This is a genomic window from Sinorhizobium alkalisoli (assembly GCF_008932245.1).
GTDB lineage: Bacteria > Pseudomonadota > Alphaproteobacteria > Rhizobiales > Rhizobiaceae > Sinorhizobium > Sinorhizobium alkalisoli.
This window is the reverse complement of the sequence record NZ_CP034910.1, coordinates 775,075-797,428: the sequence shown is the minus strand read 5'-3', so window position 1 is coordinate 797,428 and position 22,354 is coordinate 775,075. Positions and strand designations below refer to the sequence as shown.

The 22,354-nt window shown below is 62.5% G+C and carries 22 protein-coding genes and 1 pseudogene; 5 read left to right on the top strand and 18 right to left on the bottom strand.

Annotated elements, in window-relative coordinates:
- Positions 1-36: 36 nt before the first annotated feature.
- Entirely contained in the window at positions 37-948 is a 912-nt protein-coding gene (locus EKH55_RS21380; protein WP_151613040.1) for an SUMF1/EgtB/PvdO family nonheme iron enzyme, read from the bottom strand.
- 85 nt (positions 949-1,033) lie between these two features.
- The gene (gene nirK, locus EKH55_RS21375) at positions 1,034-2,176 is read right to left on the bottom strand and encodes a copper-containing nitrite reductase (protein ID WP_151613039.1); all 1,143 of its coding nucleotides are present in this window, start codon (positions 2,174-2,176) and stop codon (positions 1,034-1,036) included.
- Positions 2,177-2,419: 243 nt separating this feature from the next.
- Here nirK and EKH55_RS21370 point away from each other — a divergent pair, with 243 nt between their 5' ends.
- Positions 2,420-3,634: an NnrS family protein gene (locus EKH55_RS21370; protein ID WP_151613038.1), complete on the top strand. Its 1,215-nt coding sequence runs from the start codon at positions 2,420-2,422 to the stop codon at positions 3,632-3,634.
- Between the two features lie 156 nt (positions 3,635-3,790).
- Here the strand turns inward: EKH55_RS21370 and EKH55_RS21365 are convergent, their stop codons facing one another.
- From EKH55_RS21365 to EKH55_RS21350, 4 genes are all read right to left on the bottom strand, one after another.
- On the bottom strand, positions 3,791-4,084 hold the full coding sequence (locus tag EKH55_RS21365; RefSeq protein ID WP_151613037.1) for a metal-sulfur cluster assembly factor: 294 nt from the start codon (positions 4,082-4,084) through the stop codon (positions 3,791-3,793).
- Positions 4,084-4,620, bottom strand: coding sequence for a DUF2249 domain-containing protein (locus tag EKH55_RS21360; protein WP_151613036.1), 537 nt, complete (start codon positions 4,618-4,620; stop codon positions 4,084-4,086). The genes EKH55_RS21365 and EKH55_RS21360 overlap by 1 nt, the downstream gene beginning before the upstream one ends.
- On the bottom strand, positions 4,617-5,981 hold the full coding sequence (locus EKH55_RS21355; RefSeq protein WP_151613035.1) for a hypothetical protein: 1,365 nt from the start codon (positions 5,979-5,981) through the stop codon (positions 4,617-4,619). The genes EKH55_RS21360 and EKH55_RS21355 overlap by 4 nt, the downstream gene beginning before the upstream one ends.
- Positions 5,982-6,069: 88 nt before the next feature.
- Positions 6,070-6,345 carry a DUF2249 domain-containing protein gene (locus EKH55_RS21350; protein ID WP_151613034.1) on the bottom strand — a complete coding sequence of 92 codons (276 nt, stop codon included), beginning with the start codon at positions 6,343-6,345 and terminating at the stop codon, positions 6,070-6,072.
- A gap of 222 nt (positions 6,346-6,567) precedes the next feature.
- Between EKH55_RS21350 and hemN the strand changes: the two genes are divergently transcribed.
- Together hemN and EKH55_RS21340 are read left to right on the top strand one after the other, a co-directional pair.
- A complete protein-coding gene (gene hemN / locus EKH55_RS21345; RefSeq protein ID WP_151613033.1) occupies positions 6,568-7,920 on the top strand; it encodes an oxygen-independent coproporphyrinogen III oxidase in 1,353 nt (450 codons plus the stop codon).
- A gap of 267 nt (positions 7,921-8,187) precedes the next feature.
- On the top strand, positions 8,188-8,544 hold the full coding sequence (locus EKH55_RS21340; protein WP_069459360.1) for an SPW repeat protein: 357 nt from the start codon (positions 8,188-8,190) through the stop codon (positions 8,542-8,544).
- A 195-nt stretch (positions 8,545-8,739) separates the two neighbouring features.
- Here EKH55_RS21340 and EKH55_RS21335 read toward each other — a convergent pair whose 3' ends face one another.
- The 6 genes and pseudogenes from EKH55_RS21335 to EKH55_RS21310 all read right to left on the bottom strand — a co-directional run bounded on the left by EKH55_RS21335 (position 8,740) and on the right by EKH55_RS21310 (position 15,198).
- The gene (locus EKH55_RS21335; RefSeq protein ID WP_151613032.1) at positions 8,740-9,783 is read right to left on the bottom strand and encodes a Gfo/Idh/MocA family protein; all 1,044 of its coding nucleotides are present in this window, start codon (positions 9,781-9,783) and stop codon (positions 8,740-8,742) included.
- A gap of 10 nt (positions 9,784-9,793) precedes the next feature.
- Entirely contained in the window at positions 9,794-10,579 is a 786-nt protein-coding gene (locus EKH55_RS21330; RefSeq protein WP_151613031.1) for a ThuA domain-containing protein, read from the bottom strand.
- A gap of 191 nt (positions 10,580-10,770) precedes the next feature.
- Positions 10,771-11,798: pseudogene (locus tag EKH55_RS21325) on the bottom strand (ABC transporter ATP-binding protein).
- Between the two features lie 101 nt (positions 11,799-11,899).
- Positions 11,900-12,730 (bottom strand): carbohydrate ABC transporter permease, encoded by an 831-nt coding sequence (locus EKH55_RS21320; RefSeq protein WP_151613030.1) that lies wholly within the window; start codon positions 12,728-12,730, stop codon positions 11,900-11,902.
- On the bottom strand, positions 12,730-13,713 hold the full coding sequence (locus EKH55_RS21315) for a carbohydrate ABC transporter permease (RefSeq protein ID WP_151613029.1): 984 nt from the start codon (positions 13,711-13,713) through the stop codon (positions 12,730-12,732). The genes EKH55_RS21320 and EKH55_RS21315 overlap by 1 nt, the downstream gene beginning before the upstream one ends.
- Positions 13,714-13,941: 228 nt before the next feature.
- Positions 13,942-15,198, bottom strand: coding sequence for an ABC transporter substrate-binding protein (locus EKH55_RS21310; RefSeq protein ID WP_427915870.1), 1,257 nt, complete (start codon positions 15,196-15,198; stop codon positions 13,942-13,944).
- A 356-nt stretch (positions 15,199-15,554) separates the two neighbouring features.
- On the opposite strand from EKH55_RS21310, the gene EKH55_RS21305 reads away from it, so the two are divergent.
- Both EKH55_RS21305 and EKH55_RS21300 read left to right on the top strand, forming a co-directional pair.
- The gene (locus EKH55_RS21305; RefSeq protein ID WP_151613027.1) at positions 15,555-16,583 is read left to right on the top strand and encodes a substrate-binding domain-containing protein; all 1,029 of its coding nucleotides are present in this window, start codon (positions 15,555-15,557) and stop codon (positions 16,581-16,583) included.
- Positions 16,584-16,594: 11 nt separating this feature from the next.
- On the top strand, positions 16,595-17,809 hold the full coding sequence (locus tag EKH55_RS21300; protein WP_151613026.1) for a TIGR03862 family flavoprotein: 1,215 nt from the start codon (positions 16,595-16,597) through the stop codon (positions 17,807-17,809).
- Between the two features lie 52 nt (positions 17,810-17,861).
- On the opposite strand, the gene EKH55_RS21295 is transcribed toward EKH55_RS21300, so the two are convergent.
- The 6 genes from EKH55_RS21295 to EKH55_RS30075 form a co-directional block, all read right to left on the bottom strand.
- Positions 17,862-18,599, bottom strand: a complete 738-nt coding sequence (locus tag EKH55_RS21295) for a rhomboid family intramembrane serine protease (protein WP_151613025.1) — start codon at positions 18,597-18,599, stop codon at positions 17,862-17,864.
- A 261-nt stretch (positions 18,600-18,860) separates the two neighbouring features.
- Positions 18,861-19,148 carry a hypothetical protein gene (locus tag EKH55_RS21290; RefSeq protein WP_151613024.1) on the bottom strand — a complete coding sequence of 96 codons (288 nt, stop codon included), beginning with the start codon at positions 19,146-19,148 and terminating at the stop codon, positions 18,861-18,863.
- A gap of 63 nt (positions 19,149-19,211) precedes the next feature.
- The gene (locus EKH55_RS21285; RefSeq protein ID WP_151613023.1) at positions 19,212-20,252 is read right to left on the bottom strand and encodes a fatty acid desaturase; all 1,041 of its coding nucleotides are present in this window, start codon (positions 20,250-20,252) and stop codon (positions 19,212-19,214) included.
- 85 nt (positions 20,253-20,337) lie between these two features.
- Positions 20,338-20,718 (bottom strand): DUF6481 family protein, encoded by a 381-nt coding sequence (locus EKH55_RS21280; protein WP_069459351.1) that lies wholly within the window; start codon positions 20,716-20,718, stop codon positions 20,338-20,340.
- Between the two features lie 335 nt (positions 20,719-21,053).
- On the bottom strand, positions 21,054-21,263 hold the full coding sequence (locus tag EKH55_RS21275) for a cold-shock protein (protein WP_069457508.1): 210 nt from the start codon (positions 21,261-21,263) through the stop codon (positions 21,054-21,056).
- Between the two features lie 312 nt (positions 21,264-21,575).
- Complete coding sequence (locus EKH55_RS30075; protein ID WP_097527302.1) at positions 21,576-21,698, bottom strand: hypothetical protein; 123 nt, start codon at positions 21,696-21,698, stop codon at positions 21,576-21,578.
- Positions 21,699-22,354 lie beyond the last annotated feature (656 nt).

The following is a 22,354-nucleotide window of genomic DNA, read 5'->3' as shown; positions in this document are numbered from 1 at the left end:
AAGAAGGAAAAAAGCCGATGAGGCCTGCCAAACGCGTCAAACGCTGAACCCTTTGGCTCTGAGCCTTTGCAGAAGCGGCGCGTACCAGCGCGTGTCCTTCACCAGGCGGAAGCCGACATTGTCCGGCGGTGCCCCGACGGCGCAACCGCCACCCTTCGGATTGCGGACGAAGGAGCTGAGCGCGGCGCGGTGCTTTCCGGTGGCGATGTAGATTCCGCAGGATGAGGCGTCGTTCACCACCGCTCCGGACCGGTCGAGGCTGACCCGGCGGCTGCAGGTCGTCGTCCACTCCCAGACATTGCCGGCGAAATCGGCAAGCCCGGACTCGCTCTCGCCGAAAGCGCCTTGCGGTTGCGGCTCGGGTACCCGGGAGGCCTTGCGCGCCGTCTCGCGGTAATAGTCGGCAAGCCAGCGCACGGCCGGATTGTCGCTGTCCTCGTCGACGCCGAGCGCATCGTCGGGAAAGCGGCTGCCGGCGGCAAAGGCAAGTTGCTCATCGGTCGGCAGCACCCAAACCGCGCCAGTCCGCCGGCTCAGCCAGGAAGCATAGGCCTGCGCGTCATCGTAACTGATGCCCGTTGCGGGCATGCGTTCGGGGTCGGCGGGTGGGTGTTCCGGTTCGGCGGGTGGACAGACCCCCTCTCCGACACAGCGGGCATAATCCGCGGCAGTCACCTGGTATTTCATGATCGCGAGAGGGCCATCCATGTGAAGCGAAACCATCGGCCCGTCGACGGCATAGCCGCCCTTGAAGAATTCTCCGGAGACACGGTAGCTGAATTCCCGCGGCGTGACGAGAACGATTGGCGGTTCGTCGAGCGCGGCGCCCGCCGCCGTGTCGCCGACAAGCCCCGTCTCCCGTGCGAGGAGACCTGCAAGGAGAAGGAAAAGCACCGACGGGAGCGCAAGCGAAACGGCAGTCTGACTCTTTTCTGAAAGCGCGGCCATTACGGCCTCCTTGCGATCCACTTTTGCGGAACCTGCTTAAGCAGCGGCCCGACCGGCGGAAATCGCCGGCCGGGCCGCTCATGGCTCAGCTGCCCGAAGGCGCCCTGACCGAGGTCATCAAATCGTTGTTCCACTCGCCGGTGACGGCGAAATGGGCGGCCGCGCCAAGCTCGAAGGCTTCGATCAGATTATGGTTCACATAGGCATAGATGCCGGGCTGCTCGAAGGTGTAGAAGGCCGCGCCTGCCGTGCCGCCGGGGATGAACCAGGTTTCCTGGTCGACATCCGGGGCGTTGCGGAACTTGCCGGTCGCCCAGACATAGTCGCCGTGACCGCCGATCAGATGCGGGCGGGTGTCGCGGTTCGCCTGCGAATGGACGATCAGCACCTTGTCGCCAACCTGCGCCTTCAGCGCATTCTCACCGGTGAGGGCGCCGACCGCACCGTTGAAGACGATGTGGCTCGGGGTCAAAGTGCGCATCACTTCGAGCGTATCGGCATAGGAATCGCCAGCGCTCTCGTATTTCTTGAAGTTACCGTTCTCGTCGCGAGGGACATAAAAGTCCTGCTCGCCGATGTAATAAACCTTGTCATAGGTGAGCGCATTGCCCTTGCCGTCGCTCAGACCCTCGCGCGGCAGAACCATGATCGCGCCGTTCATGCCGGAGGTGACGTGCCACGGCACCATGCCGGGAGGTGCGCAATGGTATACGAAGACGCCCGCCTTCGTCGCCTTGAAGCGCAACACCGCGCTTTCGCCCGGGTTGACAACTGTCAACGCACCGCCGCCGAGCCCGCCAGTCGCCGAATGAAAGTCGATATTGTGCTGCAGCTGGTTGGTTTCCGGATTGTTGAGCGTCACCTCGACATAGTCGTCCTGGTGGACCACCATCAAAGGACCGGGGACCGATCCGTCGAAGGTCATTGCGTGGAGCTCGGTGCCCTGGTCGTCGATGACCAGCTTCTTCTCCTCGATCGTCAGCGTGAATTCGACGATCTTCGGCCCACCCTCGGCCTTTTGCGTGTGGGCGTGAACGAAGGGCGGCCTGACCAGATCGACCTTCACCCGCGGCAGCGATGCGAGATCGACGGGCGCGGCCGTGTGCAGGGCGGAGGGGACGGCCTCTTCGGCATGGGCGGACATCGCGCCGACAAGCGGCGTCAGCGCGCCCGCGATCGCGGCGCCGGCCAACATGCTGCGGCGGGTCATTTGAAATTTCTCTGTCATCGAACCTCTCCTTGAAAGAACGGAACGAACATCGCCCGGTCGTTTTCATCCTAGGAGGGTCGGTGCGGTACTCTTTGAGGTGGAACAAACAGACAGATTGCACTCGGTGCGACATTTTGGCGAGCGAGAGCGACCAGATGGACGGCCGCAGTCCGCACGATCTGGCCGCGTATTTGCCAATTATCAAAGAAGCGCCTCGGTATCTCCGCTACCCAGTTTCCGACCAAACATCGGAGTGCAATCATGACTGGATCGAAACTGGCCGAGCGCGCAGGTCATGTGCCGCGGGGCCTTGCCCGCACCGGGCCGGTGCTTTTTTCCTACGGGTTCCGGCCGTTCTTTCTCGGCGCGGCGCTTTGGGCCGTCATCGCCATGGCCCTGTGGATCGCGGCCCTCACCGGCCGTGCCGATCTCGCCGGCACCTATGGCGCCCCTGCCTGGCACGCGCATGAGATGCTGTTCGGCTTCGCCTCCGCCGTGCTTGCGGGCTTCCTGTTGACCGCGGTGCCGAACTGGACGGGCCGGCTGCCGGTTTCCGGGTGGCCGCTCGCCGGCCTGTTCGCGCTGTGGCTCGCCGGACGCGCCGCCCTCATTTCGCCGGACACCATCGGCCTGCCCGCCGCCGCAGCGATCGACAGTCTCTTCCTGCCGACTCTCCTCTTCATCTGCGCGCGCGAGGTGATCGCCGGGCGGAAGTGGAAGGACCTGAAAGTGCTCGGCGGTCTGCTGGCGTTGTCGCTCGCCAATGCCTGCTTCCACGTGGCGGTCATCGAGAGCGATTACGACCTTCATCGAGCGATGCGCCTCGGCATTTCCGCCTATGTGGCGCTCATCACGATCGTCGGAGGCCGCATCCTGCCGAGCTTCACCCGCAATTGGCTGAACCGACTCGGGCGCACCGACTTCCCGGTCCCCTACAACCGCTTCGATACTGTTGCCATCCTCTCGGGCATTGCCGCACTCTCCCTTTGGACGCTTGTTCCGGATCATGCCGTCACGGCCGCCGTCGGTTTAATCGCAGCAACGCTGCACACGATCCGGCTGGCGCGCTGGAAAGGCTGGTCCACCTGGCCCGAAATGCTACTCGTCGTGCTGCACATCGCCTACGCCTTCGTTGCCTTGGGCTTCGCCGCGATCGCGCTCGGCGCGGCCGGCCACGTCCAGGAACATTCCGTCATGCATGTGCTCACCGTCGGCGCCATCGCCTCCATGATGCTCGCAGTAATGACGCGCGCCAGCCGCGGGCATACGGGACGTCCGCTGACCGCCTCGCGGCTCACCGTCGCTTCCTTCGCGGCTATCGTACTCGCAGGATTGCTGCGCCCGCTTGCGGAGACGTTCCCGGAAACCGCCAGCACGCTCTATGCCGCCTCCGGAGGGCTCTGGATCGCCGCATTCGGGCTCTTCTGCCTCGAATATGGACCGATGCTCCTGCGCGAGCGTCGGGTGCTGCGCTAGCGAAGACTTGGCCGCTCTGCAATTCGTGGAAAAGGCCCCTCCCGACCGCAGGTCGGAGGGGCTTTGGTGCCCGTCTCGACCTTCCTGCGACGTGTGAGCGCCAGAGGCGGGTGGGGCAGGCTAAGCCATGCCACGTGTGGCGAGGGGTCTTCAAGGTCAGTCCGCCATCATCTCCGGCGTCCAGGCCGGTTCGTAGGTCAGCCGGACTTCTGCATATTCGACGCCCGGGACGTGCCAGACGCAGTTGCTCACGGCCTCCTTCAGATATTCGCTGGCGGGACAGCCTCTCGTGGTCGTCGTCATCGTCACATGGGCGATGCCGCCATCCTCGACGCGCACGTCATAGATCAGGCCGAGATCGATCATGCTGCGCCCGAGTTCGGGATCGATGATCATGCGCAGCGCCTCGCGGATCGCGCCGGCGAGCGCTTCGTTCGTTGCCACTTCCATCACGCCTTGACCTTACCGACGCGGACGAAGATGCGGAATGTCGTGCGTGTCTCGTCGAAATTGCCGGCCCACTGATGTCCGCGTTTTGCAAGTTCCGGATAGAGGAAAAGCGGTTCGCGTGACAGCAGCGCAAACAGCACCTCGCCCGCCTGCATGCTTTCGGCAGCCGAAAGGATGCGGACCATCGGCTCCGGCGGGTCGAGCTCGGTCAAATCGAGATTGACGGTCGGGTCCGGCCACACCTCAGGATCCTCGGCATCGGCGGAGAACGCGACCGGAGAGCCCGCCTCTTCCGGCGTGAACAGCACCTCCCAATCGCCACCACCGATCTCCCGCGCTGCATGGGCAAAGCCGCGGCCTGCCATCACCTTGAAGAGCGGCTGCGGACGGAAGGGCGCGAGCAAACGCAGTGCCTGCCCGGGCTTCAGCCCGCTCACCGCCTCCATGATTGCCTGGAACGGTTCGCCGCCGCTCCTGAGAATTGGCCGGACGTCGAGTTCCCTTGGTGCGGGGCTGTTTGCGGACGCAGGGTTCATGGCTCACTCCTGTGACGAAACGGGGGCAAAAAGAGATGCGGACGCGGCACGCCAACGGGAAAGCGCGAAGCGGCGGCGACGGCGGAGAGATTTCGGGCGCGCGCGAATTCCACGATCAGCGCGATGGTTGCGGCGAGCTGTGCCAGCGCCGCGATGCGAAACGACGGGTTGCTGCCCATGAACAGCGAAAACGTGGCCGCGCTCACGGCCGCATAATAGAGGTAGAACCAGAGGCGTGCGCGCCTTTCGCTGACGAGATCCTGCACGCGCGGAACCGGAACGCGGCCAAGCACGGGACCATAACATTCGAGCCAGGTCAGGAATGGCACGATCTTGTAGAGCTGCGCGAGGCCAAGCCCGCTGAGCCAGCCAAAGACGAAGAGATAGACGAGCGCGGCAGCCCCCTCCCCGGCGGCGGCCCGCATGGCAGGGAGCGCGAACATCGCAACGGAGGCGATGAGGGCTGCAAAGGCGGCATAGCTTGCTCGGATGTTGAGTTCCACGGCCTTGCGCCGGCGCTTGCGATAGAACCGCACCGCGTCTGCTCCGTAAAGAACGGTGAGACCGAGGGTAAGGAGCATCGCTAGCACGAGCAGGCCAGTCATGGCCGAAGGCTCGATGACGGCAAGCCCGACCGAGGCCGCAACCAGCCCCAGCGCGGCGGTGCCCGCCCACCAGGCGACCTTCGTGGTCGTCCGAACATTGTCGGGTGCGAGCATGAACATCGGCAGCAGACGGTAACTGACGCCGATGGCCGTGAAGCTGAGCCAACCACCGAGGCCGAGGGCGGCATGCAGCGGCACCCCGTGAACGACAAGGGCGGTGAGAAGATCGCTTTCGATCGCGCCCGAAAGCAGCACGGCAAAGCAAGCGCCAATCAATACCGTCGCCACCAGCGCAAGGAGGCCGGCCGCGACGAAGCGGGCCGGATGCGGCAGCGGGCGCGCGGCAAGAAGGGTGGCCGCGAGCATGCCGGCCACAAGTACGAAACCGGCGACGATCACCACGGCGCCCAGGGGCAGCAGATTCGGCGAAAGCGGCGGCCCGCCCGCAAGCGCCCCAAAACCGCCGAGGAGCAGGAGAAGCCCGGCAATGATGAGAAGCAGCGCCGGGGCCGCAAGCCGTCCTCCCCGCAGCGGCGCGGCCACCAGAACCGGCACGAATTGCAGGAGCGCTCCCACCATCAGGAGGCCAAGCCAGCCAATGGCAACAAGATGCACGAGCGCCAGTGTCTCGGGAGCACCCACCTCGGCGAAGGGATAGCCGTAGCCCGCCGCGAGCATGCATTCGCCGATCACAAGGAACAGGCAGGCGGCGGCGAAATAGGACATCGTCCATCGGGAAAGCGTGGCGCCCGGCATTTGTCTTATCCAAAAGTGAGCGGTTGCGACCTCTGCCTCCGGAAAGCGCGACGGAGTCCGGCGGCGAGGTCGCAGATGCGAGGGCGGATCAGTGATCCGACCCGCAGCAGCATTCGCAGCCCGCGCCGTCCTCGATCCTGGCGATTTCAACGCGCCAGACCTCCGGCCCCGCTTCCAGATAGTCCCAGCCGAACTGCCCGGGGAAATTCGTCTCCAGCTGGTAGTGAAGCGGGCGCGGATCGTGATCGCTGGTAATCAGCAGCGAACTTCCTGGCAGAAGTGCATCGAGCATGCCGAAGATGCGCGGATGCCGCTCCCGCGGCGGAACGGTGCGTACGTCGATGGAGGGCTTGGTCTCTGTCATGTCGTTCTCGTCTTGACCGCCCATCGTGACATTTCCGATGCGGCGGCGGCTCGACCGGACCGGAATACGCCCGACCCTAGCTCCTGCCCCCACCAACCACTTTGACCGCGAGCAAACAAAATCTACAGAACGCACCTTTCGTCCTTGCCTTGGCGCAAAGAGGCGCACGGGCATTCCCCTAGAATGCGGCACGTGTCATTCCGCCTGAATAAGGACATCTCCATGCAATCGACTCTCGTCGCGAAATATGGCGAGGCGCGCCTGCCCCGCTACACGAGCTACCCGACCGCACCGCGCTTTTCGCCAGCCGTCGGAGCGGACAGCTACGGCGACTGGCTTGCCGCCGCATCGGCGGAGAAGGCCGCCTCTCTCTACCTGCACATACCCTTCTGCCGCTCGATGTGCTGGTATTGCGGCTGCCACACCACAATCACCCAGCGCGACCAGCCAATCCTCGATTATCTCGACGTGTTGCGTCAGGAGATCCGGCTCGTTTCCGAAATGGCGAGCAAGACACTCACCATCGATCACGTCCATTTCGGCGGCGGTACCCCGACGATCATCAAGCCGGAGGAATTTGTCGACCTTATGGGGCTGTTGCGGCAACATTTCGCTCTTCCAGGCGGTGCCGAGGTCGCAGTCGAGATCGACCCGCGAACGCTTGAGCCGGAGATGGCGGCGGTGCTCGGCGAAGCCGGCGTCCGCCGTGCGAGCCTCGGCGTACAGAGCTTCGATCCCGTCGTGCAAAAGGCGATCAACCGCGTCCAGAGCGAGGAACAGACGATGGAAGCGGTCTCGCGGCTGCGGCGGGCCGGCGTCGAAAGCATCAATTTCGATCTGATCTACGGCCTGCCGCACCAGACGGTGGAATCCTGTATCGAGACGGCTCGCGCCGCGATCGGCATGCGACCCGAACGGTTCGCGGTCTTTGGTTACGCCCATGTGCCCGAGTTCAAGAAGCACCAGCGCCTGATCAACGAGAAAGCGCTTGCCGATGCGGAAGGCCGTCATGCCCAGGCCGAGGCGATCGCTACCACCCTTGCGGCCGCCGGCTACCGCCGCATCGGCCTCGATCATTTCGCCAGGCCCGACGACAGCTTGGCGCAGGCCCAGCAAGAGGGCCGGCTACGGCGCAATTTTCAAGGCTACACAACCGATGCGGCGGAAACCCTGATCGGCCTCGGCGCTTCCGCGATCGGGCGACTTCCGGAGGGCTATGTGCAGAACGAAATCCCGCCTGGCCTTTATGCCCAGAAGATCGCCGATGGTCAGCTCGCCACGACGAAAGGCTACCGGCTGACCGGGGAGGACCGTCTGCGCGGGAAGATCATAGAGCGGCTGATGTGCGACTTTCACGTGGACGTTCCCGCCGTCGCCGCCGAGCACGGGTTCGATCCCGGCATGCTCCTGGACGGCAATAGTCGGCTTGCAATGCTCGAGAGCGACGGAGTCCTGGAAAACAACGGGGGCGTGATCCGGCTTCGCGGGGATGGTCGCTTTCTCATCCGCACCGTTGCAGCCGCCTTCGACGCCTATCTTACGCCATCGGCGCGTGCGCACAGCAAGGCGGCCTGAAGGTCAGGCGCCCCTGAAAAGTGCATGTATGACACGACGCGCGACGCGGAAGCCACTCTGCCCACTCGGGAAAGGCTGATGATCCGTGCATCGGGCGAACAGCCATAAAGCTCCTCGGCAACGGATTTCTTGTATTTGCGGCGTTTTTTGGATAAAATCACCGGCAATTCAAAGCGTTACAGCGACTGCTCGATCTCGGTCGAGCGGAGTTGGGACGTTCATTCCAGCGAGTGGTGACGCTTTGGCCAACTTCATGTGGAGGTTGTCATGCCCAGCACTCTTATGGCAGGAAAAAGAGCCCAGGACTGGGCGAACCTGGTCCTGGCGGTGTGCCTGTTCGTTTCTCCTTGGGTCATCGGCTTCGCATCCGAGGCTGCTCCGACCTGGAACGCCTGGATCGTCGGCATCGTGCTCGGCGCCCTCGCGGTAGCAACCCTTTCGGCGTTCGCCGAATGGGAGGAATGGGCCAATATGGTGATCGGCCTGTGGTTGATCGTATCTCCCTGGCTCCTCGGCTTCATGGCGAACGTGAATGCGATGTGGACCCACGTCATTCTGGGTCTGCTCGTCGCCGCACTCGCAGCCTGGGCGGTCTGGGACTATCGCCATCACTCACACGCCTGAAGTAGCCCTGAAGCGCGAGACAGCGGATCCGATCCGGGCGCGCGCTTCAGGGTTTTGCGTCTCTGGTGTCCCAAGCTCGCTGGTCGATTTGGGGAGGATGGAGTGTATCCCCGCCGGGCAGCATCGAGCCTTTGAATCTGCGCATCGAGCTTTCCGAAAATCGGATACGATTTTCGAGCCGATGCGGGAGAGGCGCTATACGGCGAGTTCGCAGCGCCCCGCTTCGGTTTCCATTGCCATATCCAGAACCTTCTGCAGGTTTGCGGCATGGCGGAAGCCGGGCTCGACCATCTCCCCCTTCTCGACCGCGGCCACGAAGCGTTCGTAATTGGTGGCCACCGAACCGGCGTCGATATCCCGCCAAAGCGCCGTTTCCACGTCCTCGCCAAGGCAGGCCCGCAGGCTCGACCCCTGCGGCGTATGAATCACCTCCAGCGCGCCGTGGTCGCCGTGAAGCCTCAATCTCAGCTCGTTCAGATGGCCGGTCGCCCAGCGGCTGGCATGGATCACGCCCATGGCGCCATTCTCCAGTTCCACCGTCATGGCAAAGCTGTCATTGGCGTCGAGATCGTACTCGCCGATCCGGTTGTCCGGCGCCTTTTCGAAGGACTTCAATCGCGCGAACACCCGTTCCACAGAACTGCCAGTGCCATAGCCTGCAAAATCGAGAATGTGGATGCCGACATCACCCAGTACGCCATTCGAGCCATGCTTGGTCGACAGCCGCCACAGCCATGTGGACTCGCTCGCCCAATCGCCCCAGGCCTTCGATACGAGCCAGCTCTGCAGATAGGAGGCTTCCAGATGCCGAAGCCGGCCGATCTCGCCGGCGAGCACCAGTTCCCGCGCCTTCTGCAGCGGCGCGACATTGCGGTAGGTGAGGTTGACCATGGTGACGAGGCCGGAGCGTTCGGCGGCTTCGGCCATCTCCGCGGCCTTATCGTAATTCTCCGCCAGCGGCTTTTCGCAGAGCACGTGCTTGCCGGCGGCGATCAGCGCCAGCGTCGTCGGGTGGTGTGCCTTGTCCGGCGTGACGTTGGTCGCCGCGTCGAATTCGCCCCAGGCGATCGCCTCCTCGAGCGAGGTAAAGGCGTGCTCGATGCCATGCCGGGCGGCAAAGGCCCTGGCGCGCGCCGGATCGACATCGACGGCACCGACCATCTGGACGCCGTCTATCTTGGCAAAGGCATTGGCATGGCTGTTTCCCATGCCGCCGGTTCCGAGTATCAGGAGACGCATCGCAACCCCCTTAGCGGTAGCCCGCTTCGCCGGCGCGATGCAGCGTCGGCCCGCGTTCGACGATCGGCTCCGGCGCTTTTTCGACGGGCACGTTCGGCGCACCGTGGATCGCCTTATAGGTGCCTTGCGGGTTGTAGGCCCATTTCACTGCGTTGCGCAGTACCTTGTGCACCGTGGCATCGTGGTAGGTCGGGTAGGTCTCATGCCCGGGGCGGAAATAAAAGATGTTGCCCGCGCCGCGCCGCCAGGTGAGCCCGGAGCGGAAGACCTCGCCGCCGGCGAACCAGGAGATGAACACGGTCTCGAGTGGTTCCGGCACTGAAAACGCTTCCCCATACATCTCCTCGTACTCGATCACGAAGTTTTCGCCGAGACCTTCGGCGATCGGATGACGCGGATTGACCACCCAGACGCGCTCGCGTTCGCCCGCCTCACGCCATTTCAGCGCGCAGGGCGTGCCCATGAGACGCTTGAAAATCTTCGAGAAGTGGCCGGAGTGGAGCACGATCAGCCCCATGCCTTCCCAGACCCTCCGGGCGACCCGCTCCACGATCTCGTCGTCGACGTCTCCATGGGCGGCGTGGCCCCACCAAAGGAGCACGTCGGCCGCGGCGAGCCGATCTTCGCTCAGCCCGTGTTCCGGCTCCTGCAACGTCGCCGTCGTCGCCTCGATGGCGGCATCCGCATTCAGCGCTGCGGCAATCGTATTGTGCATGCCGTCGGGATAGATTTCCTGGACGGTAGCATTCTTTTGTTCGTGGACGTTCTCGCCCCACACGATGGCGTTGATAGACAAGGTCGTTCTCCTCGTGGCTCGGGCACCCGAAGGTGCCCTGTTTGACTTTGTCGACGCGGAACTGGGGCTGGCGTAGCACCCATTCCGGTCTAACGTTTGGCGGTTGGAAATGATCCTCAATACCTGGGTCCAAGCAGACTTGCGTGGCTTCGCCGACGCCTTGTCTTCGGCGCATTTACGAAACCTTGCTTTTAGGCGGCCCCCCGCATCTCCTTGCGTCCGATCGATCGACCGGCCGCGTCGAAGCGATGGATCTGGCCGGCGGCCGGCGAAATGCGCACAGTCTCTCCCGGTTTGTGGTTGGAAGTTCCCCCTTCCCGGACAATGAGCACTCGGCGGCGCCGATGTCGAGATAGATATAGCTGTCGGAGCCGAGCATCTCCGAGTGAACGACACTTCCCTGCCAGAGTCCGCCCTCCTGGTCGATCGCCAGGTGCTCGGCGCGGATCCCGACCATGTCCGCCTCAAAGGGCGTGGCGAAGGCCTCGGAAAGGAAGTTCATCTTCGGCGAGCCGATGAAGCCTGCGACGAAGGTGGAGTTGGGGTGCTCGTAGAGTTCGAGCGGCGTGCCGATCTGCTCCACCCGCCCGTCGCGCAGGACGCAGATCCGGTCGGCGAGCGTCATCGCTTCCACTTGGTCGTGGGTCACATAGACCATGGTCGTGTTGTGCATGCTGCGATGGAGCCTGGCGATCTCGATGCGGGTCGCCACGCGCAGTGCCGCGTCGAGATTGGAAAGCGGCTCGTCGAAAAGGAAGACCGTCGGATCGCGCACGATCGCACGGCCGATCGCCACGCGCTGGCGCTGGCCGCCGGAAAGCTGGCGCGGCAGGCGCTCGAGATAGGGCGTCAGCTGCAGCATTTCCGCCGCGGCCTCTACCCGTTTCCTGCATTGCTGCTTGTCCTTGCCGGCAAGCTGCATGCCGAATGCCATATTCTCGAAGACCGTCATGTGCGGATAAAGCGCATAGGACTGGAAGACCATGGCGATGCCGCGTTTCGACGGTACGAGATGGTTGACGACCCGCCCGTCGAAGGAGAGCGTGCCCGAGGTGATCTCCTCAAGCCCCGCAATCAGCCGCAAGAGCGTGGACTTGCCGCAGCCGGAAGGGCCGACGAAGACCATGAACTCGCCTGCTCTTATGTCCATGCTGACGCCCTTGATGACCTCGTAGGCGCCGAAGGACTTGCGGATATCACGCAGTTGAAGCTCTGCCATTTTGCTCTCCTTCGCGGATGCGCTCGCAGACGTGCGCACCGCTCTCCAGTTCGTTTCTCCGGATTTCTCAGCCGTCCCGCGATTGACCGGACGGAAAATGCTCAGCCTTTCACGCCGCCCGCCGTGAGTCCGGAAATGATCCGCCGCTGGAAGATCAGCACCAGGACGACGAGCGGCACCGTGACGATGACCGACGCCGCCATGATGTTGCCCCAGGGAATTTCGAAGTTGCTGCTGCCCGAAAGAAGCGCGATCGCGACCGGCACTGTGCGCTGGGTGTTCGACGAGGTGAATGTCAGCGCGAAGAGGAATTCGTTCCAGGCGGCGATGAAGGCAAGCAGACCGGTCGTCACCAGCGCCGGCCACATCAGCGGCATGAAGACGCGGGTGATGATGACCCAGGGCGATGCGCCGTCGACGATCGCCGCTTCCTCGATCTCCACCGGCAGGTCGCGCATGAAGGTGGTCAGCACCCAGACCGTGAAAGGCAGGGTGAAGATCATATAGGAAAAGATAAGCGCCAGAGGCGTGTTGAAAATGCCGACGCCGCGGATGAGCTCGAAAAGCCCGGCAAGCACGGCGATCTGCGGAAACATCGAGACCGACAGGATTGTCAACAGCAGTAGAGAGCGCCCGCGGAAACGAACGCGTCCGAGGGCGTAGGCCGCGGTCACCGCAAACAGGAGCGAAATGGCGACGACCGAAGTTGCGACCAGGAGCGAGTTTGCGAGGTTACGCAGGAAGCTGCCATGCGAGACGACGCTCGTGTAATTGGCAAGCGAAATCTCGCTTGGCCAATAGTCGATGCGGAACAGGGCAGTCCCGGATTTGAAACTGGTCAGGATCGCGTAATAGAAGGGGAAGACCGCGACCACAATGATGACGGCGACAAGCGCGTAGAAGGCGGCTCGCTTCGAAATTGTCGCGACCATCAGCGCTCTCCTTCGAAATTGACGCGGCCGAACCACATGTAAAGGACCGTGATTCCGGCGATGATCAGGAACAGCATGGTCGAAGCGGCGGCGCCGTAGGCGAACTTGTCGAAATCGAACAGGTTCTCGCGCGCCAGCACGGACATGGTCTTCGTCTGGGCGTTGTTCGGCGTCAGCACGTAGATCAGGTCGAAGATGCGCAGGGCATCGAGCATGCGGAAGATGACCGCAACCATCAGCGCGGGCCGGATGAGCGGCAGGGTCAGCCGCCAGAACACCTTGACCGGATGGATGCCGTCGATCTTAGCGGCCTCATAGATGTCTCCCGGCACCATCTGCAACCCGGCGAGGATGAGGAGCGCCATGAAGGGCGTCGTCTTCCAGACGTCGACGATCAGCACGGCGACCATCGCCGTATCGGGATTGGCGGTCCAGGCGACCTTCTGGCCGATCAGCCCGAGGCCGAGCAGGATATCGTTAAGGATGCCGAACTGGTCGTTGAGCATCCAGGCCCACATCTTTGCCGAAACGATCGTGGGGATCGCCCAGGGAACAAGGATGGCGGCGCGGACCAGGCCGCGACCCGGAAAATGCGCGTTCAGCACCAGAGCGACAACCAGCCCCAGGACCGTCTCCACGCTCACGGAAATCAGCGTGAATTTCAGCGTGTTCCACACAGCGTTCCACCAGGCGGGATCGGCGAGCAGACCCCGGTAAATGGTTCGGCCGCTCTTCAGCGTGATCCAGGTGAGATAATTGTCGAAGCCAATGAACTCGGCGCCTGCAAGGTTAGTCAGCGATGCGTTGGTGAGGCTGAAATAGACGGTCCTGACGAGCGGCCAGCCGGCGACAAGCGCCAGAACCAGAAGCGTGGGCGCCAGGAACACCCAGGCGGAGCGCACCCGCTGTGTCCGAAGGTCTGAATTGATGTGCGCGTTGCTCGCGAGGGCGGCCGGCGGATCCGCAACGGTCAGATCGGTCATGACGTTGTCCCCTTTGCCATCCGGCTTTTCGCCGAAGGTTTGACTACTGCATGTCTCCTTAAATCGACCTCGATTTTAAGGACAAAGACATGCAGCTTTGCGCGTCTGATAAGACGCGCGGCGCTGTAGAGGGATGGCGGCCGCGGTGGACCGCCATCCCGGGCGACGGCTGCAACATGTTCTTGTCCTCACGATCGGACGCCGATTTGAGGACACATGCAGGGGAGGCTACCAGCTATCGCCCTTGAGCTCGGTCAGTTCGATCTCCAGCAGTTCGAGATTCTCGGCTGCCGTTCCGTTGCCGGAGAGCGTGTTGTGCACCGCGCTCCAGAACTTCGAGGAGACCTCGTTATATTTCACCTTGGTGGCCGCAGAAGGCCGCGGCACGGCGCTCTCGAAGATCGGCTTCCAGTTCGGCATGAAGGGCTGCGCCGCGGCGACCTCCGGATCGTCATAAAGAGCGGCGATCGTCGGCAGTTGCGACAGCTGCACGGCGCGTTGCTTCTGCACTTCCTTGGAAGCGAGGAACCTCACCAGCTCGATCGCGGCCTGCTGCTCGTCGGAGTATTTCGACACCGCGAGATTCCAGCCGCCAAGCGTCGACGACGGCTCCTCTCCGGCGCCGGCGGTCGGAAGCGGCATGACGTCGAACCTGCCCTTGACGGCGCTGTCGTCTCCGTTGCCGAGCGCATAGGCATAGGGCCAGTTGCGCATGAACACGGCATTGCCGGTCTGCCAGACGCCGCGCGCTTCTTCTTCCTGGTAGGCGAGCACGCCTTGGGGCGCGATCGTGCCGATCCACGCCTTGGCCCCTTCGATCGCCGCGGCCGCGCGTTCGTTGTTGACGGAGATCGTGCCGTCCGGCTCGACGATCTGCCCACCACCGAACGACTTGATCCATTCGAGCGCGTTGCAGGTCAGCCCCTCATAGGCATTCGCCTGGAACACGAAGCCCCAGAGATCCGCCTGCCCGGCAGCACGCTCCTTCTCCTGAATTTCCATGGCGGTCGCCGCCAGCTCGCTCCAGGTCTTCGGGGGCGTCCTGCCGTATTTCTCGAGCAGGTCCTTGCGGTAGTAGAGTGCCGGCGCATCGGTGAAGATCGGCAGCGCGACGAGCTTGCCGTTGACGGTCTGCGATCGAATGATCGATTGGAAATGATCGCCGACGACATCCTTCGCCGAGTCCGTCAGGTCAATGAACTGGTCGGCGAGCTGCGGCGCCCAGATGACGTCCGTCTGGTAGACGTCAACATCCTTGTTCCCGGCGGCGAGCCACAGACGATACTGGCTGAATTGTTCGCTGCTCGAGGGCGGCATGGTGACGAGACTGACCTTGTGGCCCGTCCGCTTCTCGAACAGGTCGAGCTGCTCGCGCATGAAATTCACGTTCTTGCCGGTGGTGTTGGCCGCAAGCGACAGCTCGGCGGCAGCAGCCAGTTCGGCAGCGCCGAACGCGGCGCAAAAGGTCAGCGTCCTCAGAAGCATTGTCATGTTCGATGGCTCCTCCAAAACTCAAACCGCTCGATCACTCCTCGGAATTCGAAATCGGTTTGGCCGCAGAAAACTGTCAGAAGCCGTTGTGCGTGTCAATACAACAAACGATGCAGGAGGTGAGCTTCGCTCGCTACCACGCAAATACATATAGTTTTTAGTGGTTTAACACCTCAACGACACTGGTGGAGAATTCTAGACTTTGCCATCCAACCGGTGCGTTCACCGCACAAAATTTAAATCGCTTTGACTAGAACCACTTGACGTCGAATGGCGTACGGTCGGTTGTTCCGCGAAACAAAGACGTATATTCCTCACGGGAACAGGGGTCAGGGATCAGACAAGCTCGCATGAAGCTCAAGGAGTTCGCACACCAACTGGGTCTTTCGCCGACGACCGTGAGCCGCGCGCTCAGCGGCTATCCGGAGGTGAGCGAAAAGACCCGGCAACGGGTAGCGGAAGAGGCCGTGCGGCTCGGCTACCGTCCGAACATCAATGCCGTGCGGCTCGTGACCGGCCGGGCCGGCGCCATCGGCGCCGTCATGGGGCGAAAGGGCGAGTTCCAGTTTTCGGAATTCATGATTGGCATGGCCGAACGGCTGGACGGCGAGGACATCGACATCCTTGTGAGCCCGATGGCCGAGCAGGAGACGCGCGACGAGATTCAGATCTACAGCAGGCTCGTGACGAGCGGCCGTGTCGATGCCATCATCGTTCATTCGCCGAGGCCGGACGACGAGCGCATCCGCCTCCTTCACAAGCTCGGCATTCCATTCCTGGTCCACGGCAGGTCGGAGACCGAGGTGCCGCATGCGTGGCTCGACATCGATAATGAGGGAGCCATTCGCAGGGCGACGTCGCATCTCCTCGACCTCGGCCACCGGCGGATCGCGATGATCAATGGCGGCGCTGGCTACACCTTCTCGATCCATCGCGACAAGGGCTACCGCGACGCACTGGAAGAACGCGGAATTGCCTTCGACCCGCGCCTTGTCGTTCACGGCCATTTCACCGATGAACTCGGCTTCCGCTTTGCGCGGTCTTTGCTCGAGCAATTGCCACGCCCCACCGCTTTCGTCGCAGGCTCGATGATGACGGCGCTCGGGGTCTACCGGGCAGTGCGTTCGCGCGGGCTCGTCGTCGGCCGCGATACTTCCGTCATCGCCCATGACGACGTCTTTCCCTATCTGACCGCCGAGAACATGGTTCCGTCATTATCGGCGACCCGTTCCTCCATGCGTGCGGCCGGGGCGCGGGCGGCAGACCTCGTGCTGCAATTGCTTGGCGGACGGCCCGCGGCCGAGATTCAAGAGCTCTGGCCCGTCGAACTCATCCTGCGCGAATCCACCGGACCGGCTCCAGCGGAAGCAAGGTCTTGAGGGGACCCCTATTGGCACCGAAGGAAATCGCCGTCATCGGCGGGGGCCCTGCCGGACTGATGGCCGCCGAGGTCCTCTCGGCCAGGGGCCATGCCGTGACGATCTATGAGGCGATGCCGACCGCCGCCCGCAAGTTCCTGCTCGCCGGCAAATCGGGTCTCAACATCACCCATGCCGAAGAGTATCACCGCTTCATCGCCCGTTTCGGGTTCGCCGCCGATCGGCTGCGCCCGGCGCTCGACGCGTTCACGCCGGATGATCTGCGCGCCTGGGCGGCAGGGCTCGGAACGGAAACATTCGTCGGCTCGTCGGGCCGCGTCTTTCCGAAGGCCATGAAGGCCTCGCCGCTGCTGCGGGCCTGGCTCAGACGCCTGGAAGCGCAAGGCGCTCGGCTCCTCACCCGCCACCGCTGGTCGGGCTTTGTTGACGACGGCTACGGCTTTGAGACGCCGGAGGGGCGGAAAATCGTTCGCCCCGCTGCGGCACTCATCGCACTCGGCGGCGCAAGCTGGCCGAGGCTCGGCTCCGACGCCGCCTGGGTGCCTTGGCTCGGCGCCAAAGGCGTCACCGTCAGGGACTTCCGCCCCGCCAATTGCGGCTTCGATGTCGCCTGGAGCGAGGGCTTTCGCAATCGCTTCGCCGGCGAGCCGCTGAAATCGGTGGTCGCCTCCTCCGAAGCGGGCGTCTTTCCCGGTGAGTTCGTGGTGAGCCGTCACGGCATCGAGGGGAGCCTCGTCTATGCGCATGCGGCAGCGCTGCGCGATCGGCTGGAGCGCGAGGGCAAGGCGGAGCTCATCGTCGACCTTGCGCCCGGACGATCATTCGCGCGCCTTGTCCGCGACCTTGCCCGCCAGGACGGCAAGGCTAGTTTCTCCAACCGCCTGCGCAAGGGCGCCGGGCTCAGCGGCGCCAAGGCGGCACTGCTGCGCGAGATCGCGCCGCAAGCGGCAAAGGCCCGGCCCGAAAGCCTTGCGGCCGAGATCAAGGCACTCGCAATCCCCCTCGAGCGGCCGCGTCCGATCGCCGAGGCGATTTCTGTTGCGGGCGGCATACACCTAGATGCCGTCGACGATCATTTCATGCTGAAGGCGCTGCCCGGCCTATTCGCCGCCGGCGAAATGCTCGATTGGGAAGCGCCGACCGGTGGTTATCTGCTGACCGCCTGCCTGGCCACGGGCTGCGCCGCGGCGCAGGGCATAGAAGCCTGGCTCGCCGCTACTCTTTGACTCCACGCGTTGCCTGCCAACATCTGGTTCGATTTTCGGGAGAGGAGTCTGCTCAGCGCCGCGGGATTCTCGGCACCGACCCGGTCCATTGCCGCGTTTCGATGTCGCGGCCGAGCCCCAGCGCGTGGGCCGCTTTCGCAAAGATGAATCCCAATACAAACCCGCCGATATGGGCCCACCAGGCGACGCCTGCGCCCATCGAACTGGCGAACAGGTCCTGGGTCCCCTGGAGAATCTGGATCGCAAACCAGAATGCCGCGAAGAACAGCGCCGATACCGGAACAAAAAGCGGCAGGAAGAGCACCGGCACGAGCAGGATGACCTTTGCGCGCGGGTAGGTCACCGCGTAGGCGGCAATGATCGCCGCGATTGCCCCGGATGCGCCGAGCGCCGGCACCGGCGAGTTCCAGTTGGCAAGGAGATGCGCCGCGCTCGCCGCCACCGCGCCTGCGAGATAGAGGAGAATGAATCCCGGGCGCCCGCAACGCGCCTCGATTGCCGGGCCGAAGATCCAGAGGCTCCACATGTTCAAGATGATGTGAAGCCAGCCGCCATGGAGAAAGGTGTTGGTGAGCAGCGGCCAGTAATCGTACGGATCCAGACCCGCGGCCATGGCGAGTTGCGGGTCCGAATAGCGAAGGGGGATGAGTGCAAAGTGGGTCAGGACCCAATAGAGGCCCGGTTCCGGGAGAGCGATCATCCAGAGAAATATCAGGAAGTTCAACCCGATGATCGCGTAGACGACGGCGGGACGGCGGGCGCGCGGAGCGGTATCGTAAATCGGGATCATGAGACGGCTGGCCCTGCAATCCGGTCTCCGTCTAGTTAGGCCCGTGCACCAGCGATTCAAGTTGCGCTGATATCCGGACCGCAGGACCGGCACGGGCCGCCGTGGATGCGCGAGTTTTATCCGAGGCGAGGTTCTTGGACTCGAACTGGTGGCTTTGCGGATGGGGCCGAGCTTTCGGAACCCAAGAGCAGGCGGATCAAAATCGGCGCGAAATTGGAGCGATTGGTTGCCGGAGCTCTGTCCGGCGAAGGGCCTGCCGGACTACTTGATCTTCAGAAGCAGGATCTTGCCGGCCATGGTGATGCCATGAGCCGACTCCTCGGGCGGAACATCCGTATTCAGCGCTTTCACAAGGCTGTGCTTGCGCAGGTCGTTGAGGGTTGCGGTAGTCAGGAACTTGACCTTCTGCGGCCGCTCCTTGAACCGGTCGTGTTTTGCATAGGTGACCTGGGCATTCAGGTGCGTCCACCTCTTCCCGCCCTGGGGATAGACATCACCATCCCTGACGAGCTTCAGGCCGCGGATCTGGGTTGGCGTTAATTCAATCATGTCTTCGTCTTTCATCGATCTTCGGCAAGAGAGCGGTACAGCGATCCCGGAGAGGAACGCCGGTCAAGGGCAATCACCCGCACCAGCGGCGTCACGGAATGAAACCAGCCGCCGGCGTTGGTCGTCCCAAAGCACGAGCCTCACGCATTTGAGGCTATCCCAAAGGGTGATACGACCGATGTCGGCGAGTTGCGGATGGTCGCGCAGCACTTCCGGCAGGCGGTAGTAGGGTATCCGGCTGGACAGATGATGAACGTGATGGATGCCGATATTGCCGGTGAGCCACCGCAGCACCGGCGGAAGGTCGTAATGCGAAGCACCATGCAGCGCCGCCTGGGGAAATCGCCAGTTCTGGCCTTCCGACCAGTGGGTCTCTTCGAATTGGTGCTGGACATAGAAGAGCCAAACGCCGGCTGAACCGGCGATCAGCACGACCGGAAGATGGATCACGAGAAGACTCTGCAAACCGACGGTCCACACCATCAGGGCGGCCAGCGTGGCGATTGCTCCATTCGTCGCCATCGTCGAAATCCAAGGCAGAGCACCCGAGTTCATCATTCCGAACGGCAGGCGCTGCTTGAATAGGAAGAGCCAGGCCGGGCCGATTCCGAACATGACAAGCGGGTGCCGGTACAAGCGGTAGCCGAGACGCTTTGTCGGCGAAAGAGCACGGTATTCGGCAATCGTCAGCGTGGTGATATCACCGACCCCACGTTCGTCGAGATTGCCCGCACTCGCATGATGGGCGGCGTGGGCACGCCTCCAATAGTCATAGGGGGTCAGCGTCAGGACCCCAAGCAGGCGGCCGGTCCAGTCATCGAGTTCGCGACGGGCGAAGAACGAGCCGTGGCCGCAATCGTGCTGGATCATGAACAGCCTGAGCAGGAAGGCGCTGGCAGGAAAGACCGCGATGAGCCCGGGCCAGAAGCTGTTGACTAGCGAAAAGCAGGCAGCGGCCCAGAAGATGGTGAAAGGGGTCAGAGTAATGAAAAGTTCGAAGGCGCTACGCCCGAGGCGGGGCTGTCGGTATTTCGCCAGTGTCTTCAGCCACTCTCGAGCATTGTCTTCAACGAGTGAGGCGGCTGGATAGGCGTGTGCGTTCATGATAACCGGTCCGTTTTTCGCTCGCCCCACTGTCATCTGTCAGGGCAATACCGGCGCCCGTGTTGTGGGCGCAGGTGTTGAGGTGTCAGGCTCGACGGGCCTTGCGGGCCGCATAGCGGCGGTCGCGTTCGGCCTTGCGGGCTGCCTCGTCCGCGACGACCCGCGCGACCCGATCGGCAATTTCTACCTCGCGGGCTTCGGCTTGTGCCCTTTCCTCGGCCTCGGCTGCCGCCGCCAGTTGAGCGGCTTCTGCCAAAATCCGCGCATTCTCGGCTAGCTTCAGCGTTTCGCGCTCGGCGCGCCGGGCTTCCCTGGCACGGCTAACCGCCTCACGAGCCGCCCGCTTTTCCTGCATTTCAGGGTCGGTCGCCTTTGGAGCGGATGCGAACTTTTGCAGAAGCTGGCGCTTTGCATCTGCCGCGGCATTCCGCCGTTCGGCAAAGCCGTTGTCGCTCGGGTGTCTCAATCGTTATTCCTTTGACTTCCATCCTAAAGAGTTAGAGCGGGATGCGGGTGAAAAACCGCGAAAACTTTTCCTCATCCCGCTCTACTGCAAGTCTCCTCTAATCGAGCTCGATTTGAGGACAAAGACATGCAGCACTTCAAAGTGCTACAACGCCTTGCGCGTCTAATAAGACGCGCAAGGCGCTGTAGTCACGAAGGTCGCCTTTCAAGCAGCCAGAGGATTGCCTCACGCCAGCTATCGACGCCTTGTACGGAAAAAGGCCAGACATGCGCCTGGCCTTTTCAAACGTCTTGCCGCCATGCCAGTACATCCGTGGTCATTAGCGGCGAAAAGCGTCAGGCAGCGCGGAGCTGGCCTGCGGACATCTTGCCCGACTTGTTGTCGCGCTCGAGCTCGAAGCCGAGTTTCTGACCTTCGACGATCGAATTCAGGCCCGCGCGTTCAACAGCAGAGATGTGAACGAACACATCGGCACTGCCGTCGTCAGGTTGAATGAAGCCGAAGCCCTTGGTGGAATTGAACCATTTAACTGTGCCAGTGGTCATAACGAACCCTTTCTTAGCAACATTGATCACCGCTGGGCGGCGCACAGCGGGGTTTCGACTTTTGAGAGAGGGAAGTTCGTCAAGAGACGCGCAAGGCGCGGCAAAAACAAATATCGGCAAACAAAGTATCGATGTCCTCCCATAGACGAGAGCGGCGGCCACGTCAACTTTTTGTTTTCGGAATGGCAAAATGCAATGTTAGGCTGCAGAACGTGAGCGAGTCGCCTCCCTTCCCCGCGAACTGGCAGCGTTCAGAGCTTAGGGTCAGGACCATCACCAGACGGGGCACGGACACGACCCATGCTCAGATGTCTACAGGATGCGTCCGAACAGGACCGAATAGACAATCACAGCAATCGCCAGCGTAAAGGCAAGCGATACGAAGAGGCGTGTGAAATCGTAGGTGTAGAAGCGGGCGGGGATGAGGTTTTTCATAGCGATTTTCCCAGTTTTCGTTTGCTCTAGATGCCCAGAGCGCGGCTTCCGCTGCGCTTCACGAAGTGAGCGACGGCAACCTCGTTCTGACCTGGCCGAGGACCTGCGGTCGGACCCGATGTGGACGATGATGGTTGCCACAAGCTCGGCGCACTTCGCAAATTCCTGCGGCTGACCGATCGCGCTGCGTCTTGTCCACTCTGCGATTTGGCCGAGTGTCATGAGTTCATTCCCTCTAATCGGGTCGATTAGGGGGATCTTTGCAGGCCCCTGCTCCGACCAGGAGCCAATGCCAATCCGGATTTTTTAAAGTGCGCCATAAAAGACGTAAAGTAAACAACGAATTCCGCTTGTTTATCCTAATTGCAACTGGTGCTCGCCGCACACTTACTGAGAATAACAATGCTCGATTTGTTTCACTTTTATCTTTGCTGGACCCAGGAATAAATCTTTTCAAAGACCAGATTTTCACCGACTTTCATAGTAAAGCCACAGTCGACGCATATGGCGTTATGCTCTTTTTATGCTGGTCTCAGCTTAGCAAGAGGAAATGGACCAAACTCGCTGATCTCGCTTCCCGAACATCCAAGCGCGAGGCCACCGTTGCGGGCTTGGCCCAAGCCGACTGAACGGGGCCTGGCTTCCGTTGACTGAGG

Bases quoted from the DNA above. Each gene is read 5' to 3' on its own strand.
- EKH55_RS21350 (WP_151613034.1), bottom strand. From the start codon at position 6,345: ATGACAGAGACCAAGCCCTCCATCGACGTACGCACCGTTCCGCCGCGG.
- EKH55_RS21305 (WP_151613027.1), top strand. From the start codon at position 15,555: ATGAAGCTCAAGGAGTTCGCACACCAACTGGGTCTTTCGCCGACGACC.
- EKH55_RS21335 (WP_151613032.1), bottom strand. From the start codon at position 9,783: ATGCGTCTCCTGATACTCGGAACCGGCGGCATGGGAAACAGCCATGCC.
- EKH55_RS21360 (WP_151613036.1), bottom strand. From the start codon at position 4,620: ATGAACCCTGCGTCCGCAAACAGCCCCGCACCAAGGGAACTCGACGTC.
- EKH55_RS21295 (WP_151613025.1), bottom strand. From the start codon at position 18,599: ATGATCCCGATTTACGATACCGCTCCGCGCGCCCGCCGTCCCGCCGTC.
- EKH55_RS21355 (WP_151613035.1), bottom strand. From the start codon at position 5,981: ATGCCGGGCGCCACGCTTTCCCGATGGACGATGTCCTATTTCGCCGCC.
- EKH55_RS21365 (WP_151613037.1), bottom strand. From the start codon at position 4,084: ATGGAAGTGGCAACGAACGAAGCGCTCGCCGGCGCGATCCGCGAGGCG.
- EKH55_RS21290 (WP_151613024.1), bottom strand. From the start codon at position 19,148: ATGATTGAATTAACGCCAACCCAGATCCGCGGCCTGAAGCTCGTCAGG.
- hemN (WP_151613033.1), top strand. From the start codon at position 6,568: ATGCAATCGACTCTCGTCGCGAAATATGGCGAGGCGCGCCTGCCCCGC.
- EKH55_RS21285 (WP_151613023.1), bottom strand. From the start codon at position 20,252: ATGAACGCACACGCCTATCCAGCCGCCTCACTCGTTGAAGACAATGCT.
- EKH55_RS21275 (WP_069457508.1), bottom strand. From the start codon at position 21,263: ATGACCACTGGCACAGTTAAATGGTTCAATTCCACCAAGGGCTTCGGC.
- EKH55_RS21310 (WP_427915870.1), bottom strand. From the start codon at position 15,198: ATGCTTCTGAGGACGCTGACCTTTTGCGCCGCGTTCGGCGCTGCCGAA.
- EKH55_RS21340 (WP_069459360.1), top strand. From the start codon at position 8,188: ATGCCCAGCACTCTTATGGCAGGAAAAAGAGCCCAGGACTGGGCGAAC.
- nirK (WP_151613039.1), bottom strand. From the start codon at position 2,176: ATGACAGAGAAATTTCAAATGACCCGCCGCAGCATGTTGGCCGGCGCC.
- EKH55_RS21370 (WP_151613038.1), top strand. From the start codon at position 2,420: ATGACTGGATCGAAACTGGCCGAGCGCGCAGGTCATGTGCCGCGGGGC.
- EKH55_RS30075 (WP_097527302.1), bottom strand. From the start codon at position 21,698: ATGAAAAACCTCATCCCCGCCCGCTTCTACACCTACGATTTCACACGC.
- EKH55_RS21315 (WP_151613029.1), bottom strand. From the start codon at position 13,713: ATGACCGATCTGACCGTTGCGGATCCGCCGGCCGCCCTCGCGAGCAAC.
- EKH55_RS21320 (WP_151613030.1), bottom strand. From the start codon at position 12,730: ATGGTCGCGACAATTTCGAAGCGAGCCGCCTTCTACGCGCTTGTCGCC.
- EKH55_RS21380 (WP_151613040.1), bottom strand. From the start codon at position 948: ATGGCCGCGCTTTCAGAAAAGAGTCAGACTGCCGTTTCGCTTGCGCTC.